The organism is Rhizobium sp. GCM10022189, assembly GCF_042656325.1.
Classification (GTDB): domain Bacteria; phylum Pseudomonadota; class Alphaproteobacteria; order Rhizobiales; family Rhizobiaceae; genus Rhizobium.
Genome location: NZ_JBHSOR010000047.1, coordinates 125,643 through 151,760 on the forward strand (window position 1 = coordinate 125,643; position 26,118 = coordinate 151,760).

The window sequence follows — 26,118 nt, forward strand, 5'->3', positions numbered from 1 at the left end:
AATTGCACTCAAGTCTTTCGCCGGCTTTCCGGCAGTTCCCAAGGTCGATCCATGAGCGTTGAGATGATGAAGCCCGTTCCGCGTCCCGGTATTCTGGATATTGCAGCCTATGTGCCGGGCAAGGAGCATGCACCGGGTGTGGCCCGCGTCTACAAGCTCTCCTCCAACGAGACGCCGCTTGGCGCAAGCCCGAAGGCGATCGAGGCGTTCAAGGCAGCCGCGGGCAATCTCGAGCGCTACCCGGACGGCCAGGCGCACGAGCTGCGCGAGGCGATCGCTTCCGTGCACGGCCTCAACCCGGCAAACATCCTGTGCGGCAACGGCTCCGACGAACTGCTCGGCCTGCTCTGCCACGTCTATCTCGGGGCCGGCGACGAAGGCATCATCACCGAGCACGGCTTCCTCGTCTACAAGATCCAGATCATGGGCGCGGGCGCCACGCCGGTTGTGGTCAAGGAAAAGGACCATACGGTCGATGTGGATGCGATCCTGGCTGCCGTGACGGACAAGACGAAGATCGTCTTCATCGCCAATCCCGGCAATCCGACCGGCACCTATATTCCCGTCACCGAGATCCGTCGCCTGCAGGCCGGCCTGCCGAAACATGTCGTCCTCGTGCTCGATGCGGCCTATGCGGAATATGTTCGGCGCAACGACTACGAAGCGGGCATCGAGGTCGTCTCCTCGAACGCCAATGTCGTCATGACCCGCACCTTCTCGAAGGTCTACGGGCTGGCGGCGCTGCGTGTCGGCTGGATGTATGCGCCGGCCGAGATCATCGATGCGCTGAACCGCGTGCGCGGACCCTTCAACATGAATGCGCCGGCAATCGCTGCCGGTGCCGCGGCGATCCGCGACCAGTCCTTTGTTCAGCAGGCGGTATCCTTTAACCAGATGTGGATCGAGAAGCTGACGAGCGCCCTCGAGGCCATCGGGCTGAAGGTCACGCCGTCGGTCGCCAACTTCGTTCTCATTCACTTCCCGGATACCGACGGCAGGCGGGCGGCGGATGCCGATGAATTCCTGACGAGCCGCGGTTATATCCTGCGCGCAGTGCGCGGCTACGGCTTCCCGAATTCGCTGCGCATGAGCGTCGGGCCGGAAGAGGCCAACCGCGGCGTCATCGAGGCGCTCGGCGAATTCATGGGACGCAAGGCATGACCGCGCAATTCAACCGCATCACCCTGATCGGCATCGGCCTGATCGGCTCTTCGCTTGCCCATGACATCAAGCGTTTGGGCCTTGCCAAGGAAGTCGTCGTCGCAACGCGCAGCGCCGAGACGCTGAAGCGTGCCGAGGAGCTCAAGCTCGGCGATCGTTATACGACCTCCTCGGCCGAGGCGGTGAAGGATGCCGATCTCGTGATCGTGTCGGTGCCGGTCGGTGCCTCCGAAAGTGTCGCGAAAGAGATTGCCGGCAGCCTGAAACCGGGGGCGATCGTCACGGATGTCGGATCGACCAAGGCGTCCGTGATTGCCCAGATGCAGCCGCATATGCCGAGCCATGTGCATTTCATTGCCGGCCATCCGATCGCGGGCACGGAAAAATCCGGCCCGGATGCGGGCTTCCCCGGCCTGTTCCAGGGACGCTGGTGCATCCTGACGCCGCTGGAAGGAACCGACGCGACGGCGCTGAAAACACTGCGCAGTTTCTGGGAAGCGCTCGGCTCCAGGGTTGACGAAATGGACGCCCAGCACCACGACAAGGTGCTCGCCATCGTTTCGCACCTGCCGCATCTCATCGCCTACAATATTGTCGGAACGGCTGACGATCTGGAGACGGTGACGGAATCGGAAGTCATCAAATATTCCGCCTCCGGCTTCCGTGATTTCACCCGCCTCGCCGCATCCGACCCAACAATGTGGCGCGACGTCTGCCTGCATAATCGTGATGCGATCCTGGAAATGCTGGCGCGCTTCTCGGAAGACCTCGCCTATCTGCAGCGGGCGATCCGCTGGGGCGAGGGCGACAAGATTTTCGAACTCTTTACCCGCACCCGCGCCATCCGCCGCTCGATCGTCCAGGCAGGTCAGGACGTGGACACGCCCGATTTCGGCCGCCCGCATCCGCTGGAACAGAAATAGAGATGGCGGAGATCGCGAAGCCAGTCCGGACGGATAGGGAATGGCTGCTTCGCGAAGATCATCATGTCGGCGAGGCCTGGATTTCGCGCTGCATCGATCTCGGCGAATATCTGATCGCCCGCGAGCAGGGCGAGATTGTCGGCTTCCTGCGCTTCTCCCGCTTCTGGGGCAGAATTCCCTATATGGAAATGATCCGCGTGCTGGAGGGTCATCGCCGGTCCGGCGTCGGCACGGCGCTGTTTCTCGCCTGGGAGAAGGACATGCGCGACAGTGGCGCGCGACTGCTGATGACCTCGAGCGAGTGCGATGAAAGCCGTCCGCAGGATTGGCATCGCCGCAACGGCTTTTTTGAAACCGGATCGATCGGGCTGCCCGGCATCCAGGCGGTGCCGGAAGTCTTCTTCCTCAAGAGGCTTGATTAGACCGGCGGGATCTTGCCGAGCGGAATGAAGCCGCTCACCGTGGCGTTGCCGTGATCGACGATGAGATCGACCGAAACCTTGTCGCCGCCGCCGGCAAGCGCCTTCAACAGCTTGGTTGCGGTATCGACCGTCGAGGCAATGTCGGGGAAGGCCTCCTTGATGCTTTTGCCCCACGGGCCGAGCTGTTCGATCTCCAGCTTGAACTTGCCGGACAGGAAGCCGTTTTCGTCGAAGGCGAAGGGGCCGGAGACGGTCATCACCTTGCCATCGCCGATATCGGCCACGATGCGGCGAAGCTCGCCCTGAGAACCGTGAAGGCCCTGCTCGTCCGTGCCGTCGATCATTCCGGCCTTGCCGATCAGCGTCAGGTCGGCGCTCGCGGAGAATTTCGGGAAGACCTGCGGCCAGTCCTTGATAACAGCGTTGGAATTTTCGACCGAAATCGCGCCGTCAAGGTCCGCCCCGTTCTGCCGCAGGTGGATTTCGGTGCGGGCGGCATTGAAATTGATGGTCTGGCCGGTAAAGGAGGAGATGGCGACGGCCTTCAGCCCGTCGATGACGGTCGATGTGCGGTCGATGCCCTGCGCCTTGGTGACGAGGCTCGATTGCAGATTGTCCCATTGGGCATTGATGGTCAGGCCCTGCGCGGTGCGGATTTCGGCCGGGGAGTCGAGTTCCCAGACGATATGGCCGGGAGCGTAGACCTGGGCGGCAGACCGCAGCGCGCCGAAGGTGGCGGAGATGCCGTTCACATTGTCGTCCACGTCCACCTTGGAGCAGAAAAGGCCGATCCGGAAAGGAAAGCCGCGGAATTCGATATCGGCGCACTCGCCGCTCACACCGGTGTCGGCGCGGGGAGCAATTGCGGTCAGCACCGTCTGTTTCAGCGCGGAGGCTGCATAGAACCAGCCGCCCGTGTAGAGAGCGATCACCAGAAGGATGGCGCCGCCCAGCAACCAGAATTTCCTGCCGCTGCTATATTGGCCGCTGCCGGATTGGCTTGACGCTGCCATGATGTTCTCCAATGGTGAGAGCGAAATCTGATTTTGATCTGGCGTGCGATATGGACGAATTTTGGGTATTTGGCTACGGCTCGTTGATGTGGAATCCGGGCTTCGAATTCGTCGAGCGATCGCAAGCCCTGGTTTATGGCTACCGGCGTTCGCTCTGCGTGCGCTCCTTCGTCCATCGCGGCAGCCGCGAAAATCCCGGGCTCGTCCTCGGTCTCGACAGGGGCGGCGCCTGCCGTGGCATGGCCTTTCGGGTCGCAGCGGAGAAATGGGACGAAGTGATCGACTATCTGCGCGCCCGAGAACTCGTCACCAATGTCTATCTGGAACGACACCTGCCGCTGCAGCTGCAGGACGGCCGCAGCGCGCGGGCCATCGCCTATGTGGTCGATCGCGCCCATGAGCAATATGCCGGCGCGCTCGATGCCACTGCTGCGGCGCGCATCGTCAACGTCTCTGTCGGCCAGTCAGGCCCGAACGACGCCTATGTCTTCAACACGCTCGCGCATCTCAAGGAGATGGGCATTCGCGACCAGTGGCTCGAGCAGGTGGTCGAGGAAATCACGCGGCTGCGGGCTGCGGCATAGATCCCGTCCCAGAGGGTCCACGTCTTCGGTTTCACGCAATTACGCCGTGGCGGCCTTTGCCTTGCGCAACTCGGCCAGCCGCTCCACGGCCGTCGGCGGCAGCGGCACATGCGGGTTGCGTTCGACCGTGTCGATCAGAAGCTGATCGCTGGCGCTTTCCGTCACGTCGATCAGGTGGGCGAAGAAGGCGTCAGGGTCCATGCCGGGCATGATAGGCGGCAGGATCTGTACCTTGAAATGACCAGGATAGCGCATGGTGCTGCGGCGCGGCCAGAACAGGCCGGGATGCATGACGATGGGCACGACCGGCAGCTTCAGGTCGCGATACATGCGGGCGATGCCATATTTGTAGACCGGCTCGGCACCCGGCGGGCGGCGCGTGCCCTCGGGATAGATGATGAGCTGGCGGCCGGTGGCAAGCTCTTCCCTGGTGCGCTTCAGCACCTCGACCATCACCTTGCCTCTTGCGCCGCGATCGACCGGGATCATGCGCTGCTTCTTGGCGTACCAGCCGAAGAGCGGGATCCACATCAGTTCGCGCTTGAGGATGTAGACGGGATCGTCGAGCTCGGGCAGCAGCGCATAAGTATCCCAGAAGGATTGATGCTTCGGCGAAATGATGAAGCTGCCCTCCGGCAGGTTCTCCAGGCCCTCGACCTCGAATGTGGTGCCGACAATCACCCGCATCAGCCAATGGTTCGAACGCGCCCAGTTCTTGGGAACGCTGTAGGCGAGCTTGCGCGGGATGATGAAGTAGATGGGGGAGAGCACGATCATCCGCAGGATGAGGTTGGCATAGAAGATCGTGTTGAACAGAACGGAACGCAGGGCGATCATGAAACTTTCCCGAGGCATGGTCACGCCGACCGGCCTACACGATATTGCCGGCCAGAAAAAGCGTCTGATTGCCGGGGCCCAAGCAAAAGCCTCAGTTCTGGCCCGCCAGGCTGGCGGAACGCAGGCCGGTATGGCGCAGGCCGACGAGGTTGCGGGCGCCTGCCAGCAGCACCTTGGCATATTCGGCCAGCATGACGCGCAAGGCGTTCGGGTCGGTGAACCAGTCGCGCGTCTTCAGATCGGAATTGACGACAGGATAGGGGATGAACTCGATCTCCGGATCCACATAGGCAAGTTCGGCCAGGCTGCGCGGCATGTGGTAGTTGTTGGTGACGACGAGGATGCTCTTATAGCCCCTGGCATGAATCCAGTTGGAGGCTTCCTCGGCATTGCCGATCGTATCGAGCGCGTCGTAGCCGATGTCGACACAGCAGGAGAAAAGATCGGCCGATCCTTGTGTCGTCCTGCGAATCTGCGTCGGCGTGGTGGAGGGATGCGCGCCTGAGATCAACAGCCGCTTGCCGGCGCCCTTCTGCAGGAGTTCGACGGCCTGATCGATACGCTGGTAGCCGCCGGTCAGCACGATGATGGCGTCCGCCCGCGGCTCGGCGGGCGGTTTCAGGGTCGTCACCGAATCTGCGAAGCGCAAAAAACCGCCGAAAATCAGTGCTGCGATCAATATGCAGGAAAAGCCCATCCAGCGCAGAATGCGACGGATCGGGCCACGCCGCGGCGAGACACTCTCGGGGCGTTCAAGCTCCGGGTCCGGGCGAATCGGATTGCGTGTCGTATGGCCCATCGTCATGAGTCGTGATTATACGCTGATTGCGGCGCGGAACAGACGCTTTCATGGCAAAACGGCATGGCTGTGATTAATTCACGATGCCGTCGGCCCGCGTCGGATCGGAACGCAACGTGTCGATCTCATAGATCGTACGCATGACCGTCAGCCGCGCCGTCAGCGTCGTCAGCAGGGCGATCACGATCATCGTCGCGAAGATGCCGAGATAGCCCAAGGCGCCGACCGAAAAAGTGCCGAAGAGGGCCGTTGCCTGATCGGTCTCGGGCGTGGCGATCGTCCTGGCCTGCAAGAAACCGGCGCCGGCGAAGAAGAGGGCAGCCAAAGCGCTGCCGATCGCCGAACCCTTGAGGCTGATCTTCAGGAAATGTTTCTGGAATTCGGTGGCGACGAAAGAACTTTCAGCGCCAACGAAATGCAGGACTTCCACGATGTGGCGGTTGCCCGACAGCACGCCGCGCGTGGCAAAGACCACCGTCAGCACCATGGCGGTGAAAACGAGAAGCAGGATGCCGGTGCCGATCATCACCGTCGTGCGGGCCATGGCAACCAGCCGGTCGACCCAGGTACGGTGATCGTCAAGGAAGGCTTGCGGAATGCTTTCCTTCAGAAGGTCGCGCATTGCCGCAAAGTCGGGCGGGTGGCTCTCGTCGATGGTGACGATGACGAGGCGCGGCACGGGAAGTTCCTTGATGTCGAGCCCGCTGCCGAGCCACGGCTCGAGAAGACGGGCGGTGGCGGCTTCGTCGACGATCTGGCCGCTCTTCGTGCCGACGAAGGTCAGCGCTATGTCGCGGGCCTGAACGAGCGCCTTTTCCATGTCGAGGTTGTCGTCCGGCTTGATCTGGATGGTGACTTCCCGGGAGATCTGGCTCTCCCAGCTTGCCGCCGTCGAGCGGACCATGCTGACGCCGCCGAGCGTCAGGCAGGCAAGGAAGGCCATGATGGCGATGACCACCATCAGCGCATTGCCCTGAATGTTCGAGGGCGGCAAGATCGGCGCCGTCGGGCGCACGCGCATTTCCGGCCGCTTGGGCTGCTGGGCGGGGGCAGCGGCGGGCGCCTTTGCGCGGGTCCTGGTGGGCGTCTTAGTCATAAATATCGAGATGCCCTTCCGAGAGGATCATGCGGCGGGCCTCCACCTGGTCCATCAGCGAGAGATCGTGGGTGGCGATCACCACTGCTGTGCCGAGGCGGTTGAGTTCCATGAAGAGGTTCAGCAGGCGCTTGGCCATCGGCGGGTCTACATTGCCGGTCGGCTCGTCGGCAAGCAGCACTTCCGGCCGATCCATCAACGCGCGGGCGATTGCTGCGCGCTGCTTCTCGCCGCCGGAAAGCACCGGCGGCAGAACGTTGATGCGTTCGCCGAGCCCGACCCATTTCAGAAGTTCCAGCACGTCGGTCTTGTACGTGCTTTCATCCTTGCCGCGCACGCGAAGCGGCAGGGCCACATTCTCATAGGTGGTCAGATGGTCGAGAAGACGGAAATCCTGAAAGACGATGCCGACGCGGCGGCGCAGCAGCGGCAGTTCCGGCCGCGGGATCTCGGATATGTCGCGCCCGAACATGCGGATCAGGCCGCGGGTCGGCTGCAGCGACATGAAGAGCAGGCGCAGCAGCGTCGTCTTGCCGGCGCCGGACGGACCGGTCAGAAACTGGAAGGACTTTTTCGGGATGTCGAAAGTCAGGTCCCGGAGGATTTCCGGCCCCATGCCATATCGCAAACCGACATTTTCGAAGTGGATCAACGGGCAGCTCAGTCTCTCGTGGTTTCACCGCATGACTTGTTAACCAACACCGTTAACAGCGGGTAAATTTTGCCGGAAAAACGCCCGTTTGATGGCGATCTTTGCGAAGCATTAACCATTGAAATTTACGACTGGGCTGGATTCGTTTCAATGCCAAGATTGTCTTGGGCAGCGAAACCATGTGGACATCCGAGAGGTCGCCACCATGGAAGCATCCTCCTTCAGACGACAGGCCGCCGGACGGGCCTATGATTTTCTGCCGCCAGAGCGGGCTATCCGCCAACCCCGCCGCATGCCGCGCAGGGACGATGTTGCAGATGCCGAGTTCGTTGTCGTCGGCAAGCTGCGGCCACAGCGCGCGTCTGCCGGTCCCCGCGATCATAACGACAACCGCCGTCGTGGCGTCCCGCCCGCGACCCGGCCTCCGGTCCTGCTTGCCATGGCGGCCGCGGTCGTTCGTGGCGCGGAGGCCTGGTTGCAGCAGGCTTCGCTGCGGAGCTTTGCGGCGCTGGTTCTTTCGCTTTTCGTGCTGGTCTTCGGGCTTGCCGGCGGATTTTCGGGATTTTCGGGGGGCGGAGCCTCACCGGCCGCTGCGCTGCACTTCTCGCATGTGACGATTACGCCGCGCGACGCCAACGGCATGCGCATCCTGCTGATCAACGGCATCATCGAGAATGACAGCGGCGTCACGCAATCTGTGCGGCCCATTCGCGCCGATCTCATTGCCGACGAGCGGCTGACTGCGAGCATCGTCATCGCGCCGCCGACGGATGCCATTTATGCGGGCCAGAGCCGCGGTTTTTCGGCGCGCCTGCAGCATGCCGGCGGCAAGGTGCCGGAGGTCCGGCTTTCCTTCATGCCTTGAGCGTCAGGAGACGTTTTTAGGTGGGCGGCCGGAAAAACCGGTCCTTCCGGGGTGTTTCGCCGGGATTAATGTGCTAACGGCTACCCTTCATTTTTACGGAGCAAGCCCTTATGCCTGTCGTGCGCGGAAAAAACATCGAGCCGCTCTTTACTGCCGAGCAGATCGCCGAGCGCAACCATTCCATGGCGCAGCAGATCGCGGCCGGCCCGACGAAGGACCTGCTGGTCATTGCCGTGCTCAAGGGCTCCTTCATCTTTGCGGCCGACCTGCTGCGCGCCCTGCACGATACGGGCCTTGCCCCCGAGGTGGAGTTCATCACGCTCTCGAGCTATGGCACGGGCACGGTTTCGCAGGGCGTGCGCATCGTCAAGGATATCGACAGCGACGTGAAGGACCGCGATGTCCTGCTGATCGACGACATCCTCGAATCCGGCCGTACGCTGCGGTTTGCCAAGGAGCTGCTCTACGAGCGCGGCGCGCGCAACGTGACGATCGCCGTGCTGCTCGACAAGCGCGTCAAGCGCAAGGAGGCACTGGAAGCGGATTATGTCGGCTTCGAATGCCCCGATTATTTCGTCGTCGGCTACGGCATGGACGTCGCCTATGCCTTCCGCGAACTGCCCTTCGTCGGCGTGGTTACCGGCGACGCCTGAGGCGTGCTGCTTCAAGACGGCTTGTTAACCATTCCGTCGATCGGCCCGACATGTTTACCGATCGCTAGGGAACCGCATGCGATCTCCGTCGCGGGGCATGACGACGGAGCAATGCACAGATGGCAAAAATTCTGATCACGGAAGACGAGGATTCCCTTCGTACTTTCGTAGCCCGGGCACTACGCCTTGACGGTCATGAGACCGATGAAGCCGCCGATGGGGCGGAAGGGCTGGAAAAGCTGAAGGGCGGCAGCTACGACCTGCTGCTTTCCGATATCCGCATGCCGGTCATGGACGGCATCGAGCTGGCGCATCAGGCGAAAGACGCCTTTCCGGCGCTGAAAATCCTGCTGATGACAGGCTATGCCGAACAGCGCGAACGGGCCGACGACCTCGCTGAAAAGATCATCGATGTCGTGCCGAAACCGTTTGCTCTGCCGGATATCCGCAAGGCCGTGGCGAGAGCGCTGGTCGCCTGACATTGTGGCGCGGCGTGCCTCAAGGCACGCCAGCTGCCCAGTTTCCCTCGATATCACTGAATATCCAGCAGCCGTTCGAGATACTGACGCTCGATCGCCTGGGTCGGATTGTTGCCGAGCTTTTCACGGATCGCGTCCAGGATCTCCCGGGCGCGCTGAACATCGATCTCGTCGGGTATTTTCACATCGTTGTTCATGTCAGCCCCGTCGGTCTGACGCAGGCGGCCGAGCGGATCGCGGCCGTTCTGGTTGCCCTGGCCAAGCTGGCCGTTCGGGCCTTGCTGTCCCTGCTGGCCCTGTTGGGCCTGCATCATCTGGTTCATCATGTCACGTGCGCCCTGGCGCAGGGCCTCGAGAGCCCGTCCCTGGCCTTCAACGGCGCTGCTGCCGTTGCCCTGGCCGAGGTCACGGCCGGCGCCTTCCATTTCGCGCTGTGCCTGACCGAAGCCCTCGCCCGGCTTCATGCCCATGTCGCCAAGGCTTTTCTGCAGTTCCTGCAACTGCTTGCCGAGCGCATCCTGCTGGCCACGAAGCTGTTTCAGCGCTTTGCGCAGTTGCTCGGCCGTCATCTGGTCGCCGGGCTGCTGGCCTTGCTCCTGCTGGCCCTGCTGTTGCTGCTGGCCATCCTCGCCCGGCATCATGTCGTCCATGCCGGGGTCGCCGCGCTGCATGCGGTCGCGAAGCTGCTGGTCGAGGCGGAACGTCTCGTCCATCAGTTTCTGCTGGTCGCGCAGGATCTGGCCGAGCTTGTTCATCTGCTGCGTGAGCTGGCTGTTTTCCTGCTGCTGCTGGCCGCGTTGCGGGCGCGCCGTCTGCAGGTTGTTCATCAGCCTCTGGAGTTCGGAGAGCATCTGCTGGGCGGCATCGCGATTGCCCGACCGGGCCAGGTTTTCAATCTGGTCCATCATGCGCTGCAGATCCTGCTGGCGCAGGAAATTCTGAGCGTTCTGGTTCGGCTGCATCGGCATGTTCTGCAGGCGCTCCGCAAGCTCGTTCATATAGTCCTGCATCGCCTTGCGCAGCTCGTCCATCAGCTTCTTGATTTCGGCATCCGAAGCATTGCGGTTCAAGGCATCGGCGAGGTTCTGCTGAGCGTCGCGCAGCCGCCGTTCGGCAAGCGAAAGATCGCCCTCCTCAATGCCGAGGGCGATTTCCCAGAGATATTGGGCCGTATCCTTGAGCTGCTCATCGGCCTTGGCGAGCTTCATTCGCGCGAGTGCGGATTCGATCAGCAGGTAGTGGGTGGTGTTGGGGATCGTCTCCTCGGGCCGGATCGTCACGGCTTCGTTGAGCGCAATGGCCTCGGGCATCCTGCGGGTATCGAGAGCAAAGGTCTGGCGCTCCTCGGCGACAGCTGCCGCCAGCGGCTCGCTGAAGGGGCGTGACGGCATGACCATCTCATAAGGCGGACTGCGGCCCGTCTGTCCCGCGGCATCCTTGGCGACCAGGGTGATGCGCACACGCTTGCCGGCCAGCGGATGTTCGGTCAGGTTCTTGCTCGTCAGGCCCTTGCCGTCACGCGCGTTGCGGCGCGGAATGTCCAGCCTGAAATCCGGCAGAGGATAGAGCGGCGTTGCGGCGGGATCGGATTCGACCGGCATGATCTCGGCATGGGCCTCCTGCACGCCGTAATCGTCCTTCACCGTGAAGCCGATTTCCAGAGCGCCGTTGACGGCGCGGCGGGGCATGCCGTCGAAGGCAATTTCCGGCGCCTTGTCGGGCAGCACCTCAAAATTCCAGGTGCGGCCGTTTGCCTGCAGTGCGCCATTCTCCTCGAGCTTCATGATGTGCGTCTGCGCCGTCGGCTGCGGTGCGGCCGGAGTGCCCGAAGCCTGTTCGGTATTAGTAGCCGTCGCCTGCTGCGGCCGGGCGTCGTCCTGCACCGCGATTTCCTGGCTCTCGCCACTGGCCTTCCTGAACAGCACCTTCTCGGCCGACTGGCCGCCGCTGACACGCACCGTCAGGCTGGAAAACTGCGGAACGCCGATCGGCGCCTGTTCGCTGCCGTCGGCTGTCAGATAGATCGGCGCGCGGCCGGTATAGGCCGGTGGCGTCACCCATGCATCGACGCGTACGGACGGATTGCTCGTAACCTGTGCGGGCGCGGGCTGAAACGCATCGGCGAGCGTGCCGCCGTTGATCGACAGCGAATAGGCGAAAGCCGTGACGACAAGCAGCGCCGGAACGGCACGCAAGGCGAAGCGGTCGTGCCGGGCGATATCGGGGCGCGGCAGGCCGGCATCCAATGTCGCGATCTTCTGCGCCATGCGCATCTGGTGTTCGCGCCACAGGGCGCGGGAGAAGGGCGTATCGAAGGCGGGCTCATCTTCCTGCACCATGACCGGCTGATGCGCCAGGCCGTTGCGCTCTTCCAGCATACGGTCGGCATCGGCCACCTGTGGCCAGCGAAGATTGCGGAACGGCAGCAGGCAAACAAGGAAGCCGGCGGCAAAGGCGACCAGGAGGATGACGCGCAGCCAGTCAGGCACGATGCGGAAGAAACCGAACCAGGAAACCGAGAGATAAATCGCGATGACGGAAAGGGCAGGCACCAGCAGCGGAAGAACCTGCTCGGCAAACAGCACGATCCGGGCCAGGAAACGTTTTGCCGCCACCAGCCGCGCCAGAGAGGGTTGAAGCGCGAATGCGCCTTTCTTCTGCTTTGCGGGGCTTGTCATCAATCCGGTCTCCGCGATCTGGCGTTCAGGGAACAGAGGGCGCTTCCGGCGATTGCTGGGCAATACGCTCACGAAAGAAAAGGATAACACTCTTTGTGGCGAAGGCGAGGGCGAGCACCGGTCAATACCGGTTTTTCGTGTGTGGTCGCCAAAAAGTGATTGCGACTTTTAGTCCAGCCAGGCCGGGAGGGAATCGAGACCGATCAGCTCGGAATAGGTGCGGCGGGGCCGGATCACATGGAATTCGTCGCCCTTGACCAGGACTTCGGGCACCAGCAGGCGGCTATTGTAGGTGCCGGCCTGGACCGCGCCATAGGCGCCTGCGGTGCCGACTGCCAGAAGATCGCCCGGTTTCGGGGTCGCCATTTCGCGGTCGAGCGCGAGATAGTCGCCCGTTTCGCAGACGGGGCCGACGACATCGGCACGGATGCGCGGCGCGCTGGCGGCCGAAATCACGACCGGGCGGATCTCATGATAGGCCTCATACAGTGTCGGGCGGATGAGGTCGTTCATCGCGCCGTCGACGATCACAAAGGTCTTTTCGCCACCATCCTTCACGTAGATGACCTCGGTCACGAGAATACCGGCATTGCCGACGATCAGGCGGCCCGGCTCGGTAACGATCGTGCAGTTGAGGGCGCGAAGCTGGTTCTTGACGACCGCGGCATAGGCGTCCGGCAAGGGCGGCGGGTCGTTGTCGTCTCTGTAGGGGATGCCGAGGCCGCCGCCGATATCGACATGGTGGATGGAGTGGCCGTCGGCACGCAGCGTGTTGACGAGATCGTGCAACAGCTTGAAGGCATCGTCGAAGGGCTGCAGCTCGGTGATCTGGCTGCCGATATGCATGTCGATGCCGGTCACTTCGATGCCGGGCAGGCTGGCGGCGCGGGCATAGATGGCGCGGGCGCGCTCCCAGGAGATGCCGAACTTGTTTTCCTTCTTGCCCGTCGAAATTTTCGCGTGGGTGCGGGCATCGACATCGGGATTGATGCGGAAGGAAACAGGCGCCTTTTTGCCGGCGCGCACGGCGCGCTGGTTGAGGACTTCGAGTTCCGGTTCGGATTCGACGTTGAAGCAGTAGATGCCGGCTTCCAGCGCATAGTCCATCTCGTGCGGCGTCTTGCCGACGCCGGAAAACATGATGCGGTTGGCGGGAACGCCCGCGGCAAGCGCGCGGCGCAGCTCGCCTTCGGAAACCACGTCGATGCCGGCGCCGAGCCGGCCGAGCGTCTTCAGCACGGCCTGGTTCGAATTCGCCTTCATCGCGTAACAGACCATGGAATCGACATCGCCGAAGGCTTCGGCGAAGACCCGGTAGTGGCGTTCGAGCGTGGCTGTCGAATAGACGTAGAAGGGCGTGCCCACGGCCTTGGCAATCTCGGGAACGGGAACGTTCTCGGCGTAGAGAATGCCGTCACGATACTCAAAGTGGTTCACGGATGTCGCGCCTTAGAGAAGGGGATCGAGAACGAAAGGCTTGTCGACGGTACCCGGCTGTTTCGTCGGCTTGGAAATGTCGCCGCCCTTCGTGGCGTTGGCGCTCGGCGGGTCGAGATCACCCTTGCGGCCGCATCCGGCAACGGCAAGGCCGATGACGGCAAAAACCACCGTAAGGCGGATGAAATGCGGCAAGCTCGTCTGCATGGATATCCTCATATCGGGCACTGGGCGGGCACTGACTGGCACTTTCATAGCGAAGTTTATCAGCCTTGTGCACCCCGATTGTTGAAGCCTGGTCCCCGGCGCATTTGCTGTCCGCCGGGGAAATGCGTCAGTTGCGGGCGCGCCAATAGGCGATCTGCTTCCTGACTTCGGAAGGCGCCGTTCCGCCGAAGCTCTTGCGGCTTGCAACCGAAGCCTCGACCGTCAGCACGTCATAGACCTTCTCGGTGATGGCCGGGTTGATCGCCTGAAGATCGGCAAGCGGAAGTTCGGCGAGATCGCAGCCCCTGCTTTCGGCAAGGGCCACGGCGCGGCCCGTCACATGGTGCGCGTCGCGGAAGGGAAGCCCTGCCTTGCGTACCAGCCAGTCGGCGAGATCGGTCGCGGTCGAATAGCCGGAGCCGGCCGCCGCCTTCATTTTCGTCGTGTTGACCGTCATGTCGCGGACCATGCCGGTCATGGCAGCAATTGCCAGTTCCAGGCTTTCGGCGGCGTCGAAGACCTGTTCCTTGTCTTCCTGCATGTCCTTGGAATAGGCGAGCGGCAGGCCCTTCATGATCGTCAAAAGGGCGATCAGCGAGCCGTTGATACGGCCGGTCTTGGCGCGCACCAGTTCGGCCGCGTCCGGGTTTTTCTTCTGCGGCATGATGGAGGAGCCGGTCGAGAAGGCGTCGGAAAGGCGCACGAAGCCGAATTGCGGCGTCGACCAGATGACGATCTCTTCTGCCAGGCGCGACAGGTGCACGGCGCAGATCGCGGCAATTGCCAGGAATTCGATCGCGAAGTCGCGATCCGAGACCGTGTCGATCGAATTGCGGGTCGGCTCGCGGAAGCCGAGCGCCTTGGCCGTCATGTGGCGGTCGATCGGATAGCCGGTGCCGGCGAGTGCGGCCGCACCGATCGGGCTTTCGTCCAGATGTTCGATCGCATGGCGCACGCGCGAGCGGTCACGGCCGAACATTTCCACATAGGCCATGCAATGATGGCCGAAAGTGACCGGCTGGGCGGTCTGCAGATGGGTGAAGCCGGGCATGACGCTGTCTGCATGTTCCTCGGCGCGATCGAGGAAAGCCGCGATCAGGTCCGTCAGCATGGCCTCGGTCTTCTGCAGTTCTTCCTTGACCCAGAGGCGGAAGTCGAGCGCCACCTGATCGTTGCGCGAGCGGGCGGTGTGGAGACGACCGGCCGCCGGGCCGATCAGGGTCGCCAGCCGGGCTTCGACATTCATATGGATGTCTTCGAGCTGGCGGGAAAATTCGAAATTGCCGCTTTCGATTTCTGACAGGATCGTGTTTAGCCCGTGAACGATCTTGTCCTTATCGTCTGCTGAAATGATGCCCTGATGGGCGAGCATCGTGGCATGCGCGATCGAGCCGCGGATATCCTGGGCAAACAGCTTCTTGTCGAAACCGATCGAGGCATTTATCTCCTCCATGATCGCATCGGGGCCGGAGGCGAAACGTCCGCCCCACATCTGGTTGGAGGATTTGGTGTCCGTCTTGTCCTCGGCCATGGAAGATGCCCGTCCTGGAGAATGAAATGACGACGAAAAAACCTTTCGGCCTGCCGTCCGTGAAACTGATCGCAATCGCCGCCGTTGCAGGCGTTGTTGCCGGTGCGGCAGCGGTATACGTGAAGGAGACGGGCATTGGCAATGGCGTCGGTGATACGGCCTCGGCCGAATGCCCGCTGACGAAGGAGCGCGCCGCCAATCTGAGCCCGCTCATGAAGGGCCAGGTTGCCGCCATGGTCGCCGCCAGCCAGCCGAAGAAACTTCAGACCGTCGCCTTCAACGGTCCGGACGGCCAGCCGATGACGCTCGATCATTTTGCGGGCAAGACCGTGCTTCTCAATCTCTGGGCCACATGGTGCGTGCCCTGCCGCGAGGAGATGCCGGCGCTCAACGCATTGGAGAAGGAGATGGGCAGCGACAGGTTCCAGGTCGTGCCCGTCAATATCGATAGTGGCGACGACGAGAAGCCGAAAGCCTTCCTCAGCGAAATCGGGGTCGATGCCCTGCAGCTCTACCGAGACAATACGATCGGTGTCTTCAACAGCCTGAAGAAAGAGGGCCTTGCCTTCGGCCTTCCAGTGACGCTGCTGCTCGATGACAAGGGCTGCCTGATCTCGGCCATGAACGGCCCCGCCGCCTGGGACAGCGAAGACGCCAAGGCGCTGATCAAGGGTGCCGTAGGCTCTTGAGAGCGGCGGTCAGGAATCGCCGGCGCCGCGAATGAGGAAGATGCCTGCAAGCCCGATCAGGACGCAGCATTGCAGCACGAACATCGGCAATTCGCTCGACATGGGATTTTCCTTCCGTTGATCGCAAGGAAAGCATGTCGCGGACATTTGTTCCATTCGCCTTTTCAGGCGATCATCCCTCAGCGGGTCGGAACCGGGGTTTCGCCGCGATAATCGTAGAAGCCGCGGCCGGATTTGCGGCCGAGCCAGCCAGCTTCGACATATTTCACCAGCAGCGGGCAGGGGCGGTACTTGCTGTCGGCAAGGCCGTCGTGCAGCACCTGCATGATCGACAGGCAGGTGTCGAGGCCAATGAAATCTGCAAGCTGTAGCGGTCCCATCGGGTGGTTGGCGCCAAGTCTCATGGCCGTGTCGATGGCATCGACCGTGCCGACGCCTTCATAGAGCGTATAGATCGCTTCGTTGATCATCGGCAGCAGGATGCGGTTGACGATGAAGGCCGGGAAATCCTCGGCCACCGTCACCGTCTTTTCCAGCGATGCGACGAATTCCTTGGCGGCGGAGAAGGTCGTTTCTTCGGTGGCAATGCCGCGCACCAGTTCCACGAGTTTCATGACCGGCACCGGATTCATGAAATGGATGCCCATGAAGCGCTCGGCACGGTCGGTCGCAGCCGCCAGTCGGGTGATCGACAGCGAGGACGTGTTGGTGGCAAGGATCGCTTCCGGTTTCAGAACCGGACAGACCTGCGCATAGATCTTGCGCTTGACGCTTTCATCCTCGGTCGCCGCTTCGATGACGAGGTCGGAGGGGGCAAGGTCGTTGATGTCAGCCGAACCGGTGATGCGCGAAAGCGCCGCGCTGCGCTCTGCATCGGTCATCTTGCCGTTCGTCACCTGCCGGGCAAAATTGCCGTTGATGGTGGCAAGGCCGGACTCGATGCGATCCTGCGACAGATCGTAAATGTGAACCTTGTATCCTGCGGCGGCCGAAACATGCGCGATGCCACAGCCCATCTGGCCCGCACCGATGATACCAATATTCTTCAACACCGCGCTCATCTCCAACCCCCGCCCGGCATACGCCCCCGCGCTGCCGGTATTTTTATATGAAATTGCCGGACGAAAGATCGCCCGGCAAAAGTAGTAGACCGATAGAAGACAATTTTCCAGTCATTCGCAAGTGCGAAAAGAAGGCAATATGCCCGATCAGAGGGCTTTTTCGAGCTCCGGCAGCACGTCGAAGAGATCGGCGACAAGTCCATAGTCGGCAATCTGGAATATCGGTGCTTCCTCGTCCTTGTTGATGGCGACGATGACCTTCGAATCCTTCATGCCGGCGAGATGCTGGATGGCGCCGGAGATGCCGCAGGCGATGTAGAGCTGCGGTGCGACGACCTTGCCGGTCTGGCCGACCTGCCAGTCGTTCGGGGCGTAACCGGCATCGACGGCGGCGCGGGAAGCGCCGACGGCGGCGCCGAGCTTGTCGGCGACCGGCAGAATGACTTCCTTGAACTTTTCGGCCGAGCCGAGCGCACGGCCGCCGGAAATGATGATCCTGGCGGAGGTCAGTTCCGGCCGTTCGGAGGCCGACAACGCGTCGGAAACGAAGGTCGAAAGGCCGGGATTGGAGGTGGCCGCAACAGGCTCGACAGCGGCAGAGCCGCCCTCGGCAGCAGAGGCGAAGGAGGCGGTGCGTACGGTGATGACCTTCTTGGCGTCGGTTGCCTGCACCGTCTGGATGGCGTTGCCGGCGTAGATCGGGCGCTTGAAGGTGTCGGGCGAAACCACTTCGACGATTTCGGAGATCTGGGCGATATCGAGGAGGGCTGCGACGCGCGGCATGACGTTCTTGCCGGTCGATGTGGCGGCAGCGACGATCGTGTCATAGCTGCCGGCCAGCGAGACGATCAGGTCGGCCAGCGGTTCGGCAAGGTTGTTGGCGAGGTCGTCGCTTTCGGCGAGCAGCACCTTGGAAACGCCTGACAGTTTCGCAGCCGCGTCGGCGGCAGCCTTGGCACCCTTGCCGGCGACGAGAACGTGGATGTCGCCGCCGATCCCGGCGGCCGCCGTCAGGGCCTTGGCGGTCTGGTCGGAAAGGCTCGCATTGTCGTGGTCAGCCAGAAGAAGAATGGCCATATTCGTAATCCTTTCTCGAACCTTAGAGGACGCCGGCTTCGTTCTTGAGCTTGTCGACAAGCTCGGCGACCGATTTTACCTTGACGCCCGCCTTGCGGCCGGACGGCTCCTCCGTCTTCAAAACCTTGAGGCGCGGGGTGGTGGAAACGCCGAAATCGGCCGGGCTCTTCTTGTCGAGCGGCTTCTTCTTCGCCTTCATGATGTTGGGCAGCGTGGCGTAACGCGGCTCGTTGAGGCGCAGGTCGGTCGTCACGACGGCCGGAAGCTTGACCTTGATCGTCTGCAGGCCGCCGTCGATTTCGCGCGTGACGGTCGCGCTGTCGCCGTCGATCTCGACCTTGGAGGCGAAGGTTGCCTGCGCCGAGCCGAGAAGGGCTGCGAGCATCTGGCCGGTCTGGTTGGAATCGTCGTCGATCGCCTGTTTGCCGACGATGATGAGACCCGGCTTTTCGGCATCGGCGACGCCCTTGAGGATCTTGGCGACGGCGAGCGGTTCGACCGCGTCGTCGGTCTCGACGAGGATGGCGCGATCGGCGCCCATGGCGAGCGCGGTGCGCAGCGTTTCCTCTGCCTTGGCCGGGCCGATCGAGACGACGACGACCTCTTCGGCCTTGCCGGCCTCCTTCAGGCGAAGGGCTTCCTCAACGGAAATCTCGTCGAACGGGTTCATCGACATCTTGACGTTGGCGAGGTCGACGCCCGATCCATCCGGCTTGACGCGGATCTTCACGTTGTAATCGACAACGCGCTTGACTGGGACGAGAATTTTCATGGGGTCCTTCCTTCGAACAGAGATGGGCCTTCAACAGAGACTTCTGGGAAAATGCGCGCTCGGGCGCCGCTCCGATTGTCGAATGGCGACATGGATACGCGTTTTTCCTCCAAATACAACGCTTGCCTGACGCTGCCGGTCGATTTGAATCGCAATATATTAACGTTTACGTTCACGTCAATATTAAAGCTTGTCCCGCCCCCAGGGCAGGCGCGGCGGTGCGGGCATGCCCGAAGCGGTAACGCGGATGGGGATCGGCCGATCCTGGACGGCACGCGGCGTGACGATCTGCCGGTCGAAAAGCGGCACGCCAGGCCGGCGCAAAATGAAAACGAGCAGGGCACCCGCTATGATGCCGCCGACATGCGCGCCCCAGGAGACATTGCCGTTGGCATCGGCCAGCAGCATGAAAAACTGCTGACCGACCCAGAAGAGGAGCGGAATGAAGGCCGGCAGCGGCAGGGGCACGCGGAAGAAGACCAATACCCAGACGCGTACGCGCGGATGCAGCATGAGATAGGCGGCGACGACGCCGGAAATCGCACCCGACGCGCCGACGAGCGGCGCCTCCGACGCCGTCGACAGCAGGCCGTGGCAGAGGGCGCCGGCCGCAGCGCAGGCGAGGTAAAAGACGAGGAAGCGCAAATGCCCCATCGCATCCTCGACATTGTCGCCGAAGACCCAGAGGAAGATCATGTTGCCGGCAAGATGCCAGAAACCCGTATGAATGAAGGAATAGGTAATGTAGGTCGCCGCCTCCGGCACGATCTCCAGCCCCGGCGCCAGTTCGGCGTGGCCGAAGATGATAGCCGGGATATAACCGAGGCCGATGGTTGCGGCTTGGGCGACCTGCTCGCTTTCGACTGTCGTGAAGATCCAGGCGGCGATGTTTGCCGCCATCAGGCCAAGCGTGACCCACTGGACCTTGATATGCTTCAGCGTATTGGCATCGTGCAGCGGTATGAACATGAAGGCCTGCCCCCGGGCGATCGTGATGGCTGCGACCCTACCTGTTTTTTCCGGGAGCCCAAAGCACATCCGCCTTGCCGCCGTCATTGGCGTGGCGGGCGGCGACGAACAGGAAGTCGGAGAGGCGGTTGACATATTTGAGCGCTGCGGCGCTGACCGCTTCTCCCTCGCTGCGGGCAAGGGCGACCATCAGCCGTTCGGCGCGGCGCGCAACCGTCCGGGCAAGGTGCAGATGGGCGGCGGCAGGGCTGCCCGCGGGCAGCACGAAGGATTTCAGCGGCGCCAGATCGGCATTCAGCCTGTCGATATCCTGCTCCAGCCTGTCAACCTGGCTTTCGACGATGCGAAGAGGCTCATAGGCCGGTGGCTCGTCTGTCTCCGGAGTGGCGAGGTCGGCGCCGAGGTCGAACAGGTCGTTCTGGATCAGCACCAGCATGGCGTCGAGCTGGTGCAGGCCTGCCGTGTGCAGTCTCGCAACGCCGATTGCCGAATTGGTTTCGTCGATCGTTCCGTAGGCTTCGACGCGCAGATCGTGTTTGACGCGGCGCGGGCCGGAAACCAGCGCCGTGGTGCCGTCGTCTCCGGTTCTGGTATAGATCTTGTTGAGCTTGACCATTGCCGGTTCTCGGATCAGCTCGGGCGTCCGCCGCCGGTCAGCCACAGCGTCAGCATGATCAGGACGACGGCGATCGCCTGCAGGAGCACGCGAAGCTGCATCAGCTTGTTGGAAAGGTTCGCATCGCCACCCTTCATCATGTTGAACAGGCCGCGGATCAGGACAAGGGCGACGAGGCCCATGACGATGATCGCGATGACGTAGGTGACCGTGGACATGGCAGTCTCTTTTCTCTTCAGTCCGTCCAGCGCATCAGGCGGTAGAAAAGGTCGGCCGGAAGCAGCCTCTTCAATATCATACCCTGTTTCGCCGGAGTCGTTACCGGATAATGTGGCTTCGGTTTTTTCGAGTTCAATGCATGCGTCAATACCGCATAGACCGCCTCGGGACCAAGCTTGTGCCTGTTGATCGGACCCGAGCCTTCGAGACGGGCAAGCTGCCGCCGGTATTCGATCGCGTGCGGAGAGTTTTCAACGTCGATATGCTCACGGATCTTCGCCAAAGCATTGGCCGTGAAACGGCTGGCGATCGGTCCAGGCTCGATCAGGCTCACGTGAATGCCGCTTCCCTGCAGTTCCATGCGCAAGGTGACGCTCAGGCCTTCCAAGGCGAATTTCGAGGCGGTGTAGGCGCCGCGATAGCGATAAGGCACAAGGCCGAGGATCGAGGAACATTGCACGATGCGGCCTTCACCGCGCCGGCGCATGAGGGGAATGACCTGCCGGGTGAGTTCATGCCAGCCGAAGACATTCGTCTCGAACTGGTCGCGCAGCGCCTGGGTGGGGAGATCCTCGACCGCGCCCGGCTGCCCGTAGGCGCCGTTGTTGAACATCGCATCGATTCGCCCGCCGCTGCGTTCGGCCACTGTCCTCACCAGAGCCGAGATCGTCTCCGGCTGAGTATAGTCCATCAGCAGGGCTTCGATGCCGTCTGTTTCCAGCGACGGCATATCCTCGGTTTTGCGGACTGTGGCGAAGACCCGCCAGCCATCCGCTCTCAAGGCGCGGGCGCAATAGGCGCCGATGCCGGAAGAGCATCCGGTGACGACGATGGTGCGCGACTCCGCCATTCAATGATTCCTGTACAAAGTAGGACTCGTTTCCCATATTCGCGGGAAGGATACAATTGGGAAGCCGAATGCAGAAAGTCCTGCGCACCCTCTATGATGTGGTCTACGACGCCATCTGCCACCTCATCGACGATGACGGTTTTGCCATGGCGAGCCATGTGGCACTCTCCAGCCTGCTTGCGGTCTTTCCCTTCCTGATCTTCGGCACGGCGCTTGCCAATTTTCTCGGCGCAGATCAATTTTCGAACTACGCGATCCATTTCATCTTCGACACCTGGCCGGCGGCTATCGCCAAGCCGCTTTCTGACCAGCTCGTCGAGGTTCTGACAATCCCGCGTGGCGGTCTTCTCACCATCTCGGTGCTTGCGGCGGCATACTTTGCTTCAAATGGCGTGGAAGCCCTGCGCATCTCGCTCAACCGCGCCTATCGCGTGCAGGAAACCAGGCCATGGTACCTGACGCGCCTTTTCAGTCTCGGCTACGTGCTTGTCGCGGTCATTATCGTCGCGGCCATCAGCATCCTGCTTGTTGCCGTCCCCGTCGGCCTCGATTACGCGCGCGACTGGCTGTTGCATACCGATACTCTCGAACTGCTTCCGGAAATCGTAAGGCAATGGCTGCCAACGGCGGTCGATACGCTCGAAATCGTCTTCGGCTGGCGAATCTACGGCACTCTGCTGCTTCTGACGCTCGGTCTGCTGGTTGTGCATCTATGGTTGCCCGCCGGCAAGCGCCGCGTCTTCGATGTTGTTCCCGGCGTTCTTCTCACCTTGCTGCTTTGGCTCGCGGGTGCCTTGATCTTTGCCTACTACCTCGCGACCTTCGCCAATTACACCGCCACCTATGCCGGTCTGGCATCCGTGATGATCGTGCTGATTTTCCTCTACATGGTGGGCGTCATTTTCATCGTCGGCGCAGAGATCAATGCGGCGCTGATGAAGTTTCGGGTGCTGCGCAATTTCTCGCGCACGTTTTCCGTGGTCGGCCGCGATCATGTTGCCAAATCAAAGCCCGACAAGTCAAAGCCCGACAAGACGGCGAATATCGGCAGCTGACAGGCCTCTTGCGCGCAGTTCCGCAAGGCCGGTGTCGCCCTGGCTCTTGGAGAGCTTGCGACCCTCTCCGTCCGCAATCAGGCGGTGATGGTGGTAGACGGGCTGCGGCAGGTCCAGCAGCGTCTGCAGCAGCCGGTGGACCGAGGTGGCGTGAAAGAGGTCGAGGCCACGCACGACATGGGTCACGCCCTGCAGCGCGTCGTCGATGACGACGGAGAGATGGTAGCTGGAGGGAGCATCCGAGCGCGAGAGAACGATATCGCCCCAGGCGGCCGGCTCGGCGAGGATGTCGCCCTTTCGTTCGTCGCCGGTTTCGGTCCAGAACAGCGGCTCGGCGAGCAGGTCCATCGCTCTATGCATGTCGAGGCGCCAGGCATGTTTCAGGCCGGAGGCCAGCAGGGCCTCGCGCTCTTCCTCGCTCCGGTCACGATCATCGGCCGGATAATGCGGCGTGCCGTCGGGATCGCGCGGCCAGGGACCGTTCACGCGCTCGTAGGCCGCAACGCGGGTCTTGACCTCGCCACGTGTCAGGAACGACGGATAGACCAGCCTGCGTTCGATCAGAGAGCGGAGGGCGGCCTGGTATTCGGAAAAATGTTCGGACTGGCGGCGTACCGGCTGCTCCCATTCTATCCCGAGCCAAGTGAGATCGGCATAGATGCCGGCTTCGAATTCGGGTGTGCAGCGTGTCAGGTCGATGTCTTCAATGCGCAGCAGCAACCGGCCTTCCGCCGCTTTCGCCATGTCTTCGTTCAGGAAGGCCGACAGCGCGTGGCCGAGGTGCAGTGGCCCGTTGGGGCTCGGGGCGAAACGGAAGACGGGTTTTTGACGCGGAGTCGTGATCATGCTTTCTTCTGGCACGGATTTGAAGCGATCGCGAGGCAAGGTGCGGGTCATCAGCAATGAAAAGGATATTGAAGAGGGGCTTGCCGCTCTTCTCGTTCTCGATCCCCGGCTCGTGGCGATCGCCAGGGAGGCCGGCCCGGTCCCGCTGCGGCTGCGCGAGCCGGGTTTTGCGGGGCTTGCCCACATCATCGTTTCGCAAATGGTATCGCGCGCCAGCGCCGAAGCGATCTGGCGGCGGATGCAGCCCGAAAGCGGATTGCTGAGCGCGGAAACTTACATATTGCTTCACCCCGATGCCTGGCGCGAATTCGGGCTTTCGCGCGCCAAGGCCGACACGCTGACGCGGATTGCGCAGGCGGTGGCTTCCGGGCGAATCAATCTGCAGGCGCTGGCGCAAAAACCGCCTGCCGAAGCGCTCGCTGAGCTCACGGCGCAGAAGGGAATCGGACCGTGGACGGCCGAGGTCTATCTGATGTTCTGCGGCGGCCATGTGGATGTGTTTCCGGCGGGCGACGTGGCGCTGCAGGCGGCAGTCGCTGCGGCATTCGGTCTCGCTGAACGCCCGCAAGCCAAAGCCCTTGCAGGGCTTGCGGAAATCTGGTCGCCCTGGCGCTCCGTGGCAGCCCGGCTTTTCTGGGCATATTACGCCGCAAAAATGCGTCGCGACGTGTTGCCGATCGGCTGACGGACGCCATCCGTCTATTCGCCTTTATCCCCTGAATTTATTGGACTTCACAATCCTGTAACAACCGGCCTAATATACAGGTGCAGATGCCGAATCGATCCAGGAGGGCTCCTTGACGATTGCAGTCTCACCACAGGCCCTGCCAGCGCTCGTCCTGAACGCTGACTACCGGCCGCTGAGTTATTACCCCTTGTCGCTCTGGTCCTGGCAGGACGCGATCAAGGCGGTATTTCTCGACCGTGTGAACATTATCGCGGAATATGAGCACGAGGTTTCCTCACCGAGCTTCTCGATGCGGCTGCCGAGTGTCGTGTGCCTCAAGACTTACGTTCAGCCGTCCCGCAATCCCGCCTTCACCCGCTTCAACGTCTTCCTGCGCGACAGGTTCGAGTGCCAGTATTGCGGCGCTCATGACGATCTGACTTTCGACCATGTCATCCCCCGTGCCCACGGCGGCGAGACGACCTGGGAGAATGTCGTGGCAGCCTGTTCGCCCTGCAACCTTCGCAAGGGCAGCAAGCTTCCGAAGCAGGCGGGCATGTTCCCGGCGCAGAAGCCGTACCAGCCGACCGTGCAGGATCTGCACAATAACGGCCGGCTCTTCCCGCCGAACTATCTGCACGACAGCTGGCTCGATTACCTCTACTGGGATACCGAGCTGCAGCCCTGATCGAAGCTCTTACGCAGTCTTCTTCACGCTCCAGAAGGCGAAGGCTGCGAGGATGAGGCTTGCGATCACATTCCAGCCCGCAAAGGACAGGCCGAGAACGCGCAGCGCCGCGTCCGTGCAGGACGGGCCCTTGATCGAGTTCAGCTCGCCCAGGAGATCGCCGGCATTGGTGGTCATGCTGCTGGCGGTGGTCGAGCAGGTGGCCGGACCCGGCCAGAAGTGCCACTCGACGCCGGCGTGGTAGACGCCCATGCCAGCGCTGACGAGCATCAGGATGCCGACGGCGAGAATGATGGCGCGCGTCATCCAGTTCGGCAGGCCAACGAGCGCCGTGACTGCGCCGACGATCGCAATCGGAATGCCATAATAATAGGGCTGGCGCTGCAGCAGGCAGAGCGCGCAGGGAATATAGCCGCCGATATACTGGAAGCCGAGAGCCGTTCCGACGACTGCCGCCATCGCGATGGCAAGCAGCAACGGCAAGACGACACCCGGGCGGGCAAGCGGCGAGGTGGTGGCATTCATGGCGGAACTCCGCGAAGTTGGCTCAGTGGGCAAAATATCGGTAGGCGATGTATAGCACGATCACGGCCGTCGCGCCGATGCTGACGATCTGGCCGAGGCGCTTCTCGATGAAATGGCGGATCGGTTCGCCGTAGCGGCGCAACAGCCAGGCAAGGAAGAGAAAACGGGCGCCGCGGGCGACGATTGCCGAAACGATGAAAAGCGGCAGGCCGACATGGATGACGCCAGACAGGATCGTCACGACCTTGATCGGGGGCAGGTGGGCCAGACCCGAGGTGACGAGCAGCAGCAGGATCGTCTCGTAGGTGACGTAGGATTTCATCTGCTCGAACTGGTCGAGCTTTCCGTAGAATTCCAGGATCGGGCGCGCAATGGTTTCATAGGCGTAGTAGCCGAGCGCCCAACCGGCGATGCCACCCAGCACCGAGGCGACGGTGGCGACGATCGCGTAGCGGTAGGAACGTTCGGGTCTGGCAAGTGACATCGGCAGGAAGAGCACGTCAGCGGGAACCAGAAAGACGGAGCTTTCGACGAAGGCGATGACGGCGAGCCAGACTTCGGCCGATTTCTTCGAGGCCAGAGACATGGTCCAGTCGTAAAGTCTGCGGAGCATCCGTTTCCTTTCTCTGTTGCGACGCACAAAGCATTAGGGGGCGATCATGACGCTGTAAATGCTCGGCCGCCGGCTTCCCGCTCTTGGCATTGAAAATTTTCGTGATCTGTCGCCGTTTGCCCTCCCAAGATTTA

The 26,118-nt window shown here is 62.1% G+C and carries 30 protein-coding genes; 11 read left to right on the forward strand and 19 right to left on the reverse strand.

Going from position 1 to position 26,118, the window contains the following annotated elements; genetic code table 11:
• Positions 1 to 63 precede the first annotated feature (63 nt).
• Genes hisC through ACFPWW_RS20665 form a run of 3 tightly spaced genes read left to right on the forward strand, consistent with a single transcriptional unit; the run spans position 64 to position 2,506 of the window.
• Positions 64 to 1,161: a histidinol-phosphate transaminase gene (hisC, locus tag ACFPWW_RS20655; RefSeq protein ID WP_377313120.1), complete on the forward strand. Its 1,098-nt coding sequence runs from the start codon at positions 64 to 66 to the stop codon at positions 1,159 to 1,161.
• A complete protein-coding gene (locus ACFPWW_RS20660) occupies positions 1,158 to 2,084 on the forward strand; it encodes a prephenate/arogenate dehydrogenase family protein (protein WP_112756597.1) in 927 nt (308 codons plus the stop codon). Before hisC ends, ACFPWW_RS20660 begins: the two co-directional genes overlap by 4 nt.
• A gap of 2 nt (positions 2,085 to 2,086) precedes the next feature.
• On the forward strand, positions 2,087 to 2,506 hold the full coding sequence (locus ACFPWW_RS20665) for a GNAT family N-acetyltransferase (protein ID WP_112571765.1): 420 nt from the start codon (positions 2,087 to 2,089) through the stop codon (positions 2,504 to 2,506).
• On the opposite strand, the gene ACFPWW_RS20670 is transcribed toward ACFPWW_RS20665, so the two are convergent.
• Positions 2,503 to 3,519, reverse strand: a complete 1,017-nt coding sequence (locus ACFPWW_RS20670; protein ID WP_112571763.1) for a DUF2125 domain-containing protein — start codon at positions 3,517 to 3,519, stop codon at positions 2,503 to 2,505. The genes ACFPWW_RS20665 and ACFPWW_RS20670 overlap by 4 nt on opposite strands.
• 50 nt (positions 3,520 to 3,569) lie before the next feature.
• Here ACFPWW_RS20670 and ACFPWW_RS20675 point away from each other — a divergent pair, with 50 nt between their 5' ends.
• A complete protein-coding gene (locus ACFPWW_RS20675) occupies positions 3,570 to 4,103 on the forward strand; it encodes a gamma-glutamylcyclotransferase (protein WP_112571761.1) in 534 nt (177 codons plus the stop codon).
• Positions 4,104 to 4,142: 39 nt separating this feature from the next.
• Here ACFPWW_RS20675 and ACFPWW_RS20680 read toward each other — a convergent pair whose 3' ends face one another.
• From ACFPWW_RS20680 to ftsE, 4 genes are all read right to left on the reverse strand, one after another.
• Positions 4,143 to 4,940, reverse strand: a complete 798-nt coding sequence (locus ACFPWW_RS20680; RefSeq protein ID WP_113500663.1) for a lysophospholipid acyltransferase family protein — start codon at positions 4,938 to 4,940, stop codon at positions 4,143 to 4,145.
• A 91-nt stretch (positions 4,941 to 5,031) separates the two neighbouring features.
• Entirely contained in the window at positions 5,032 to 5,745 is a 714-nt protein-coding gene (locus ACFPWW_RS20685) for a YdcF family protein (RefSeq protein WP_377313098.1), read from the reverse strand.
• A gap of 67 nt (positions 5,746 to 5,812) precedes the next feature.
• A complete protein-coding gene (locus tag ACFPWW_RS20690; RefSeq protein ID WP_377313121.1) occupies positions 5,813 to 6,760 on the reverse strand; it encodes a cell division protein FtsX in 948 nt (315 codons plus the stop codon).
• A gap of 67 nt (positions 6,761 to 6,827) precedes the next feature.
• A complete protein-coding gene (gene ftsE / locus ACFPWW_RS20695; protein WP_007825071.1) occupies positions 6,828 to 7,487 on the reverse strand; it encodes a cell division ATP-binding protein FtsE in 660 nt (219 codons plus the stop codon).
• Positions 7,488 to 7,692: 205 nt separating this feature from the next.
• Here ftsE and ACFPWW_RS20700 point away from each other — a divergent pair, with 205 nt between their 5' ends.
• From ACFPWW_RS20700 to ACFPWW_RS20710, 3 genes are all read left to right on the forward strand, one after another.
• Positions 7,693 to 8,352 carry a hypothetical protein gene (locus ACFPWW_RS20700; RefSeq protein WP_377313099.1) on the forward strand — a complete coding sequence of 220 codons (660 nt, stop codon included), beginning with the start codon at positions 7,693 to 7,695 and terminating at the stop codon, positions 8,350 to 8,352.
• A 110-nt stretch (positions 8,353 to 8,462) separates the two neighbouring features.
• Positions 8,463 to 9,005, forward strand: coding sequence for a hypoxanthine phosphoribosyltransferase (gene hpt / locus ACFPWW_RS20705; RefSeq protein WP_112571753.1), 543 nt, complete (start codon positions 8,463 to 8,465; stop codon positions 9,003 to 9,005).
• A 119-nt stretch (positions 9,006 to 9,124) separates the two neighbouring features.
• On the forward strand, positions 9,125 to 9,484 hold the full coding sequence (locus tag ACFPWW_RS20710; protein ID WP_112545534.1) for a response regulator: 360 nt from the start codon (positions 9,125 to 9,127) through the stop codon (positions 9,482 to 9,484).
• A 53-nt stretch (positions 9,485 to 9,537) separates the two neighbouring features.
• On the opposite strand, the gene ACFPWW_RS20715 is transcribed toward ACFPWW_RS20710, so the two are convergent.
• The 4 genes from ACFPWW_RS20715 to argH all read right to left on the reverse strand — a co-directional run bounded on the left by ACFPWW_RS20715 (position 9,538) and on the right by argH (position 15,337).
• On the reverse strand, positions 9,538 to 12,162 hold the full coding sequence (locus tag ACFPWW_RS20715; RefSeq protein WP_377313100.1) for a TIGR02302 family protein: 2,625 nt from the start codon (positions 12,160 to 12,162) through the stop codon (positions 9,538 to 9,540).
• A 168-nt stretch (positions 12,163 to 12,330) separates the two neighbouring features.
• Positions 12,331 to 13,599 carry a diaminopimelate decarboxylase gene (lysA, locus tag ACFPWW_RS20720; RefSeq protein WP_112571747.1) on the reverse strand — a complete coding sequence of 423 codons (1,269 nt, stop codon included), beginning with the start codon at positions 13,597 to 13,599 and terminating at the stop codon, positions 12,331 to 12,333.
• 12 nt (positions 13,600 to 13,611) lie between these two features.
• Complete coding sequence (gene lptM, locus ACFPWW_RS20725) at positions 13,612 to 13,806, reverse strand: LPS translocon maturation chaperone LptM (RefSeq protein ID WP_112571745.1); 195 nt, start codon at positions 13,804 to 13,806, stop codon at positions 13,612 to 13,614.
• Positions 13,807 to 13,933: 127 nt separating this feature from the next.
• Entirely contained in the window at positions 13,934 to 15,337 is a 1,404-nt protein-coding gene (gene argH, locus ACFPWW_RS20730; protein WP_377313101.1) for an argininosuccinate lyase, read from the reverse strand.
• Positions 15,338 to 15,363: 26 nt separating this feature from the next.
• On the opposite strand from argH, the gene tlpA reads away from it, so the two are divergent.
• Positions 15,364 to 16,026, forward strand: coding sequence for a thiol:disulfide interchange protein TlpA (gene tlpA, locus ACFPWW_RS20735; RefSeq protein ID WP_112705829.1), 663 nt, complete (start codon positions 15,364 to 15,366; stop codon positions 16,024 to 16,026).
• Positions 16,027 to 16,205: 179 nt separating this feature from the next.
• Here tlpA and ACFPWW_RS20740 read toward each other — a convergent pair whose 3' ends face one another.
• The 7 genes from ACFPWW_RS20740 to ACFPWW_RS20770 all read right to left on the reverse strand — a co-directional run bounded on the left by ACFPWW_RS20740 (position 16,206) and on the right by ACFPWW_RS20770 (position 21,590).
• Positions 16,206 to 17,087: a 3-hydroxybutyryl-CoA dehydrogenase gene (locus ACFPWW_RS20740; RefSeq protein WP_112571741.1), complete on the reverse strand. Its 882-nt coding sequence runs from the start codon at positions 17,085 to 17,087 to the stop codon at positions 16,206 to 16,208.
• A 147-nt stretch (positions 17,088 to 17,234) separates the two neighbouring features.
• On the reverse strand, positions 17,235 to 18,164 hold the full coding sequence (locus tag ACFPWW_RS20745; RefSeq protein WP_112756612.1) for an electron transfer flavoprotein subunit alpha/FixB family protein: 930 nt from the start codon (positions 18,162 to 18,164) through the stop codon (positions 17,235 to 17,237).
• 22 nt (positions 18,165 to 18,186) lie between these two features.
• A complete protein-coding gene (locus ACFPWW_RS20750) occupies positions 18,187 to 18,936 on the reverse strand; it encodes an electron transfer flavoprotein subunit beta/FixA family protein (RefSeq protein ID WP_112571737.1) in 750 nt (249 codons plus the stop codon).
• 183 nt (positions 18,937 to 19,119) lie between these two features.
• A complete protein-coding gene (locus ACFPWW_RS20755) occupies positions 19,120 to 19,905 on the reverse strand; it encodes a rhomboid family intramembrane serine protease (protein WP_112705832.1) in 786 nt (261 codons plus the stop codon).
• A 37-nt stretch (positions 19,906 to 19,942) separates the two neighbouring features.
• Positions 19,943 to 20,521, reverse strand: coding sequence for a cob(I)yrinic acid a,c-diamide adenosyltransferase (locus ACFPWW_RS20760; RefSeq protein ID WP_377313102.1), 579 nt, complete (start codon positions 20,519 to 20,521; stop codon positions 19,943 to 19,945).
• A 14-nt stretch (positions 20,522 to 20,535) separates the two neighbouring features.
• A complete protein-coding gene (locus tag ACFPWW_RS20765; RefSeq protein WP_112571731.1) occupies positions 20,536 to 20,739 on the reverse strand; it encodes a twin transmembrane helix small protein in 204 nt (67 codons plus the stop codon).
• Positions 20,740 to 20,756: 17 nt separating this feature from the next.
• Positions 20,757 to 21,590 (reverse strand): SDR family oxidoreductase, encoded by an 834-nt coding sequence (locus tag ACFPWW_RS20770; RefSeq protein ID WP_377313103.1) that lies wholly within the window; start codon positions 21,588 to 21,590, stop codon positions 20,757 to 20,759.
• Between the two features lie 68 nt (positions 21,591 to 21,658).
• Between ACFPWW_RS20770 and ACFPWW_RS20775 the strand changes: the two genes are divergently transcribed.
• Positions 21,659 to 22,645: a YihY/virulence factor BrkB family protein gene (locus ACFPWW_RS20775; RefSeq protein WP_112571728.1), complete on the forward strand. Its 987-nt coding sequence runs from the start codon at positions 21,659 to 21,661 to the stop codon at positions 22,643 to 22,645.
• On the opposite strand, the gene gluQRS is transcribed toward ACFPWW_RS20775, so the two are convergent.
• Positions 22,610 to 23,491: a tRNA glutamyl-Q(34) synthetase GluQRS gene (gene gluQRS, locus ACFPWW_RS20780; RefSeq protein ID WP_112571726.1), complete on the reverse strand. Its 882-nt coding sequence runs from the start codon at positions 23,489 to 23,491 to the stop codon at positions 22,610 to 22,612. The genes ACFPWW_RS20775 and gluQRS overlap by 36 nt on opposite strands.
• On the opposite strand from gluQRS, the gene ACFPWW_RS20785 reads away from it, so the two are divergent.
• Together ACFPWW_RS20785 and ACFPWW_RS20790 are read left to right on the forward strand one after the other, a co-directional pair.
• Complete coding sequence (locus ACFPWW_RS20785; protein ID WP_112756622.1) at positions 23,490 to 24,176, forward strand: DNA-3-methyladenine glycosylase family protein; 687 nt, start codon at positions 23,490 to 23,492, stop codon at positions 24,174 to 24,176. The two genes, gluQRS and ACFPWW_RS20785, sit on opposite strands and share 2 nt — an antisense overlap.
• A gap of 112 nt (positions 24,177 to 24,288) precedes the next feature.
• Positions 24,289 to 24,846: an HNH endonuclease gene (locus tag ACFPWW_RS20790; RefSeq protein WP_112571722.1), complete on the forward strand. Its 558-nt coding sequence runs from the start codon at positions 24,289 to 24,291 to the stop codon at positions 24,844 to 24,846.
• A 9-nt stretch (positions 24,847 to 24,855) separates the two neighbouring features.
• Here the strand turns inward: ACFPWW_RS20790 and ACFPWW_RS20795 are convergent, their stop codons facing one another.
• Positions 24,856 to 25,371, reverse strand: coding sequence for a disulfide bond formation protein B (locus tag ACFPWW_RS20795; RefSeq protein WP_112571720.1), 516 nt, complete (start codon positions 25,369 to 25,371; stop codon positions 24,856 to 24,858).
• Positions 25,372 to 25,393: 22 nt separating this feature from the next.
• Positions 25,394 to 25,984, reverse strand: a complete 591-nt coding sequence (locus tag ACFPWW_RS20800; protein WP_377313104.1) for a YqaA family protein — start codon at positions 25,982 to 25,984, stop codon at positions 25,394 to 25,396.
• Positions 25,985 to 26,118: the final 134 nt, after the last annotated feature.

What these genes read in the sequence shown, in the direction of transcription:
- hpt (WP_112571753.1), top strand. Translation starts at nt 8,463, where the DNA reads ATGCCTGTCGTGCGCGGAAAAAACATCGAGCCGCTCTTTACTGCCGAG.
- ACFPWW_RS20800 (WP_377313104.1), bottom strand. Translation starts at nt 25,984, where the DNA reads ATGCTCCGCAGACTTTACGACTGGACCATGTCTCTGGCCTCGAAGAAA.
- ACFPWW_RS20675 (WP_112571761.1), top strand. Translation starts at nt 3,570, where the DNA reads ATGGACGAATTTTGGGTATTTGGCTACGGCTCGTTGATGTGGAATCCG.
- ACFPWW_RS20775 (WP_112571728.1), top strand. Translation starts at nt 21,659, where the DNA reads ATGCAGAAAGTCCTGCGCACCCTCTATGATGTGGTCTACGACGCCATC.
- ACFPWW_RS20660 (WP_112756597.1), top strand. Translation starts at nt 1,158, where the DNA reads ATGACCGCGCAATTCAACCGCATCACCCTGATCGGCATCGGCCTGATC.
- tlpA (WP_112705829.1), top strand. Translation starts at nt 15,364, where the DNA reads ATGACGACGAAAAAACCTTTCGGCCTGCCGTCCGTGAAACTGATCGCA.
- ACFPWW_RS20770 (WP_377313103.1), bottom strand. Translation starts at nt 21,590, where the DNA reads ATGGCGGAGTCGCGCACCATCGTCGTCACCGGATGCTCTTCCGGCATC.
- ACFPWW_RS20665 (WP_112571765.1), top strand. Translation starts at nt 2,087, where the DNA reads ATGGCGGAGATCGCGAAGCCAGTCCGGACGGATAGGGAATGGCTGCTT.
- ACFPWW_RS20710 (WP_112545534.1), top strand. Translation starts at nt 9,125, where the DNA reads ATGGCAAAAATTCTGATCACGGAAGACGAGGATTCCCTTCGTACTTTC.
- ACFPWW_RS20715 (WP_377313100.1), bottom strand. Translation starts at nt 12,162, where the DNA reads ATGACAAGCCCCGCAAAGCAGAAGAAAGGCGCATTCGCGCTTCAACCC.
- ACFPWW_RS20745 (WP_112756612.1), bottom strand. Translation starts at nt 18,164, where the DNA reads ATGGCCATTCTTCTTCTGGCTGACCACGACAATGCGAGCCTTTCCGAC.
- argH (WP_377313101.1), bottom strand. Translation starts at nt 15,337, where the DNA reads ATGGCCGAGGACAAGACGGACACCAAATCCTCCAACCAGATGTGGGGC.
- ACFPWW_RS20795 (WP_112571720.1), bottom strand. Translation starts at nt 25,371, where the DNA reads ATGAATGCCACCACCTCGCCGCTTGCCCGCCCGGGTGTCGTCTTGCCG.
- ACFPWW_RS20755 (WP_112705832.1), bottom strand. Translation starts at nt 19,905, where the DNA reads ATGTTCATACCGCTGCACGATGCCAATACGCTGAAGCATATCAAGGTC.
- ACFPWW_RS20690 (WP_377313121.1), bottom strand. Translation starts at nt 6,760, where the DNA reads ATGCGCGTGCGCCCGACGGCGCCGATCTTGCCGCCCTCGAACATTCAG.
- ACFPWW_RS20750 (WP_112571737.1), bottom strand. Translation starts at nt 18,936, where the DNA reads ATGAAAATTCTCGTCCCAGTCAAGCGCGTTGTCGATTACAACGTGAAG.
- ACFPWW_RS20680 (WP_113500663.1), bottom strand. Translation starts at nt 4,940, where the DNA reads ATGATCGCCCTGCGTTCCGTTCTGTTCAACACGATCTTCTATGCCAAC.
- ACFPWW_RS20765 (WP_112571731.1), bottom strand. Translation starts at nt 20,739, where the DNA reads ATGTCCACGGTCACCTACGTCATCGCGATCATCGTCATGGGCCTCGTC.
- lptM (WP_112571745.1), bottom strand. Translation starts at nt 13,806, where the DNA reads ATGCAGACGAGCTTGCCGCATTTCATCCGCCTTACGGTGGTTTTTGCC.
- ACFPWW_RS20670 (WP_112571763.1), bottom strand. Translation starts at nt 3,519, where the DNA reads ATGGCAGCGTCAAGCCAATCCGGCAGCGGCCAATATAGCAGCGGCAGG.
- gluQRS (WP_112571726.1), bottom strand. Translation starts at nt 23,491, where the DNA reads ATGATCACGACTCCGCGTCAAAAACCCGTCTTCCGTTTCGCCCCGAGC.
- ACFPWW_RS20700 (WP_377313099.1), top strand. Translation starts at nt 7,693, where the DNA reads ATGGAAGCATCCTCCTTCAGACGACAGGCCGCCGGACGGGCCTATGAT.
- hisC (WP_377313120.1), top strand. Translation starts at nt 64, where the DNA reads ATGATGAAGCCCGTTCCGCGTCCCGGTATTCTGGATATTGCAGCCTAT.
- ACFPWW_RS20785 (WP_112756622.1), top strand. Translation starts at nt 23,490, where the DNA reads ATGCTTTCTTCTGGCACGGATTTGAAGCGATCGCGAGGCAAGGTGCGG.
- ACFPWW_RS20685 (WP_377313098.1), bottom strand. Translation starts at nt 5,745, where the DNA reads ATGACGATGGGCCATACGACACGCAATCCGATTCGCCCGGACCCGGAG.
- ACFPWW_RS20740 (WP_112571741.1), bottom strand. Translation starts at nt 17,087, where the DNA reads ATGAGCGCGGTGTTGAAGAATATTGGTATCATCGGTGCGGGCCAGATG.
- ACFPWW_RS20760 (WP_377313102.1), bottom strand. Translation starts at nt 20,521, where the DNA reads ATGGTCAAGCTCAACAAGATCTATACCAGAACCGGAGACGACGGCACC.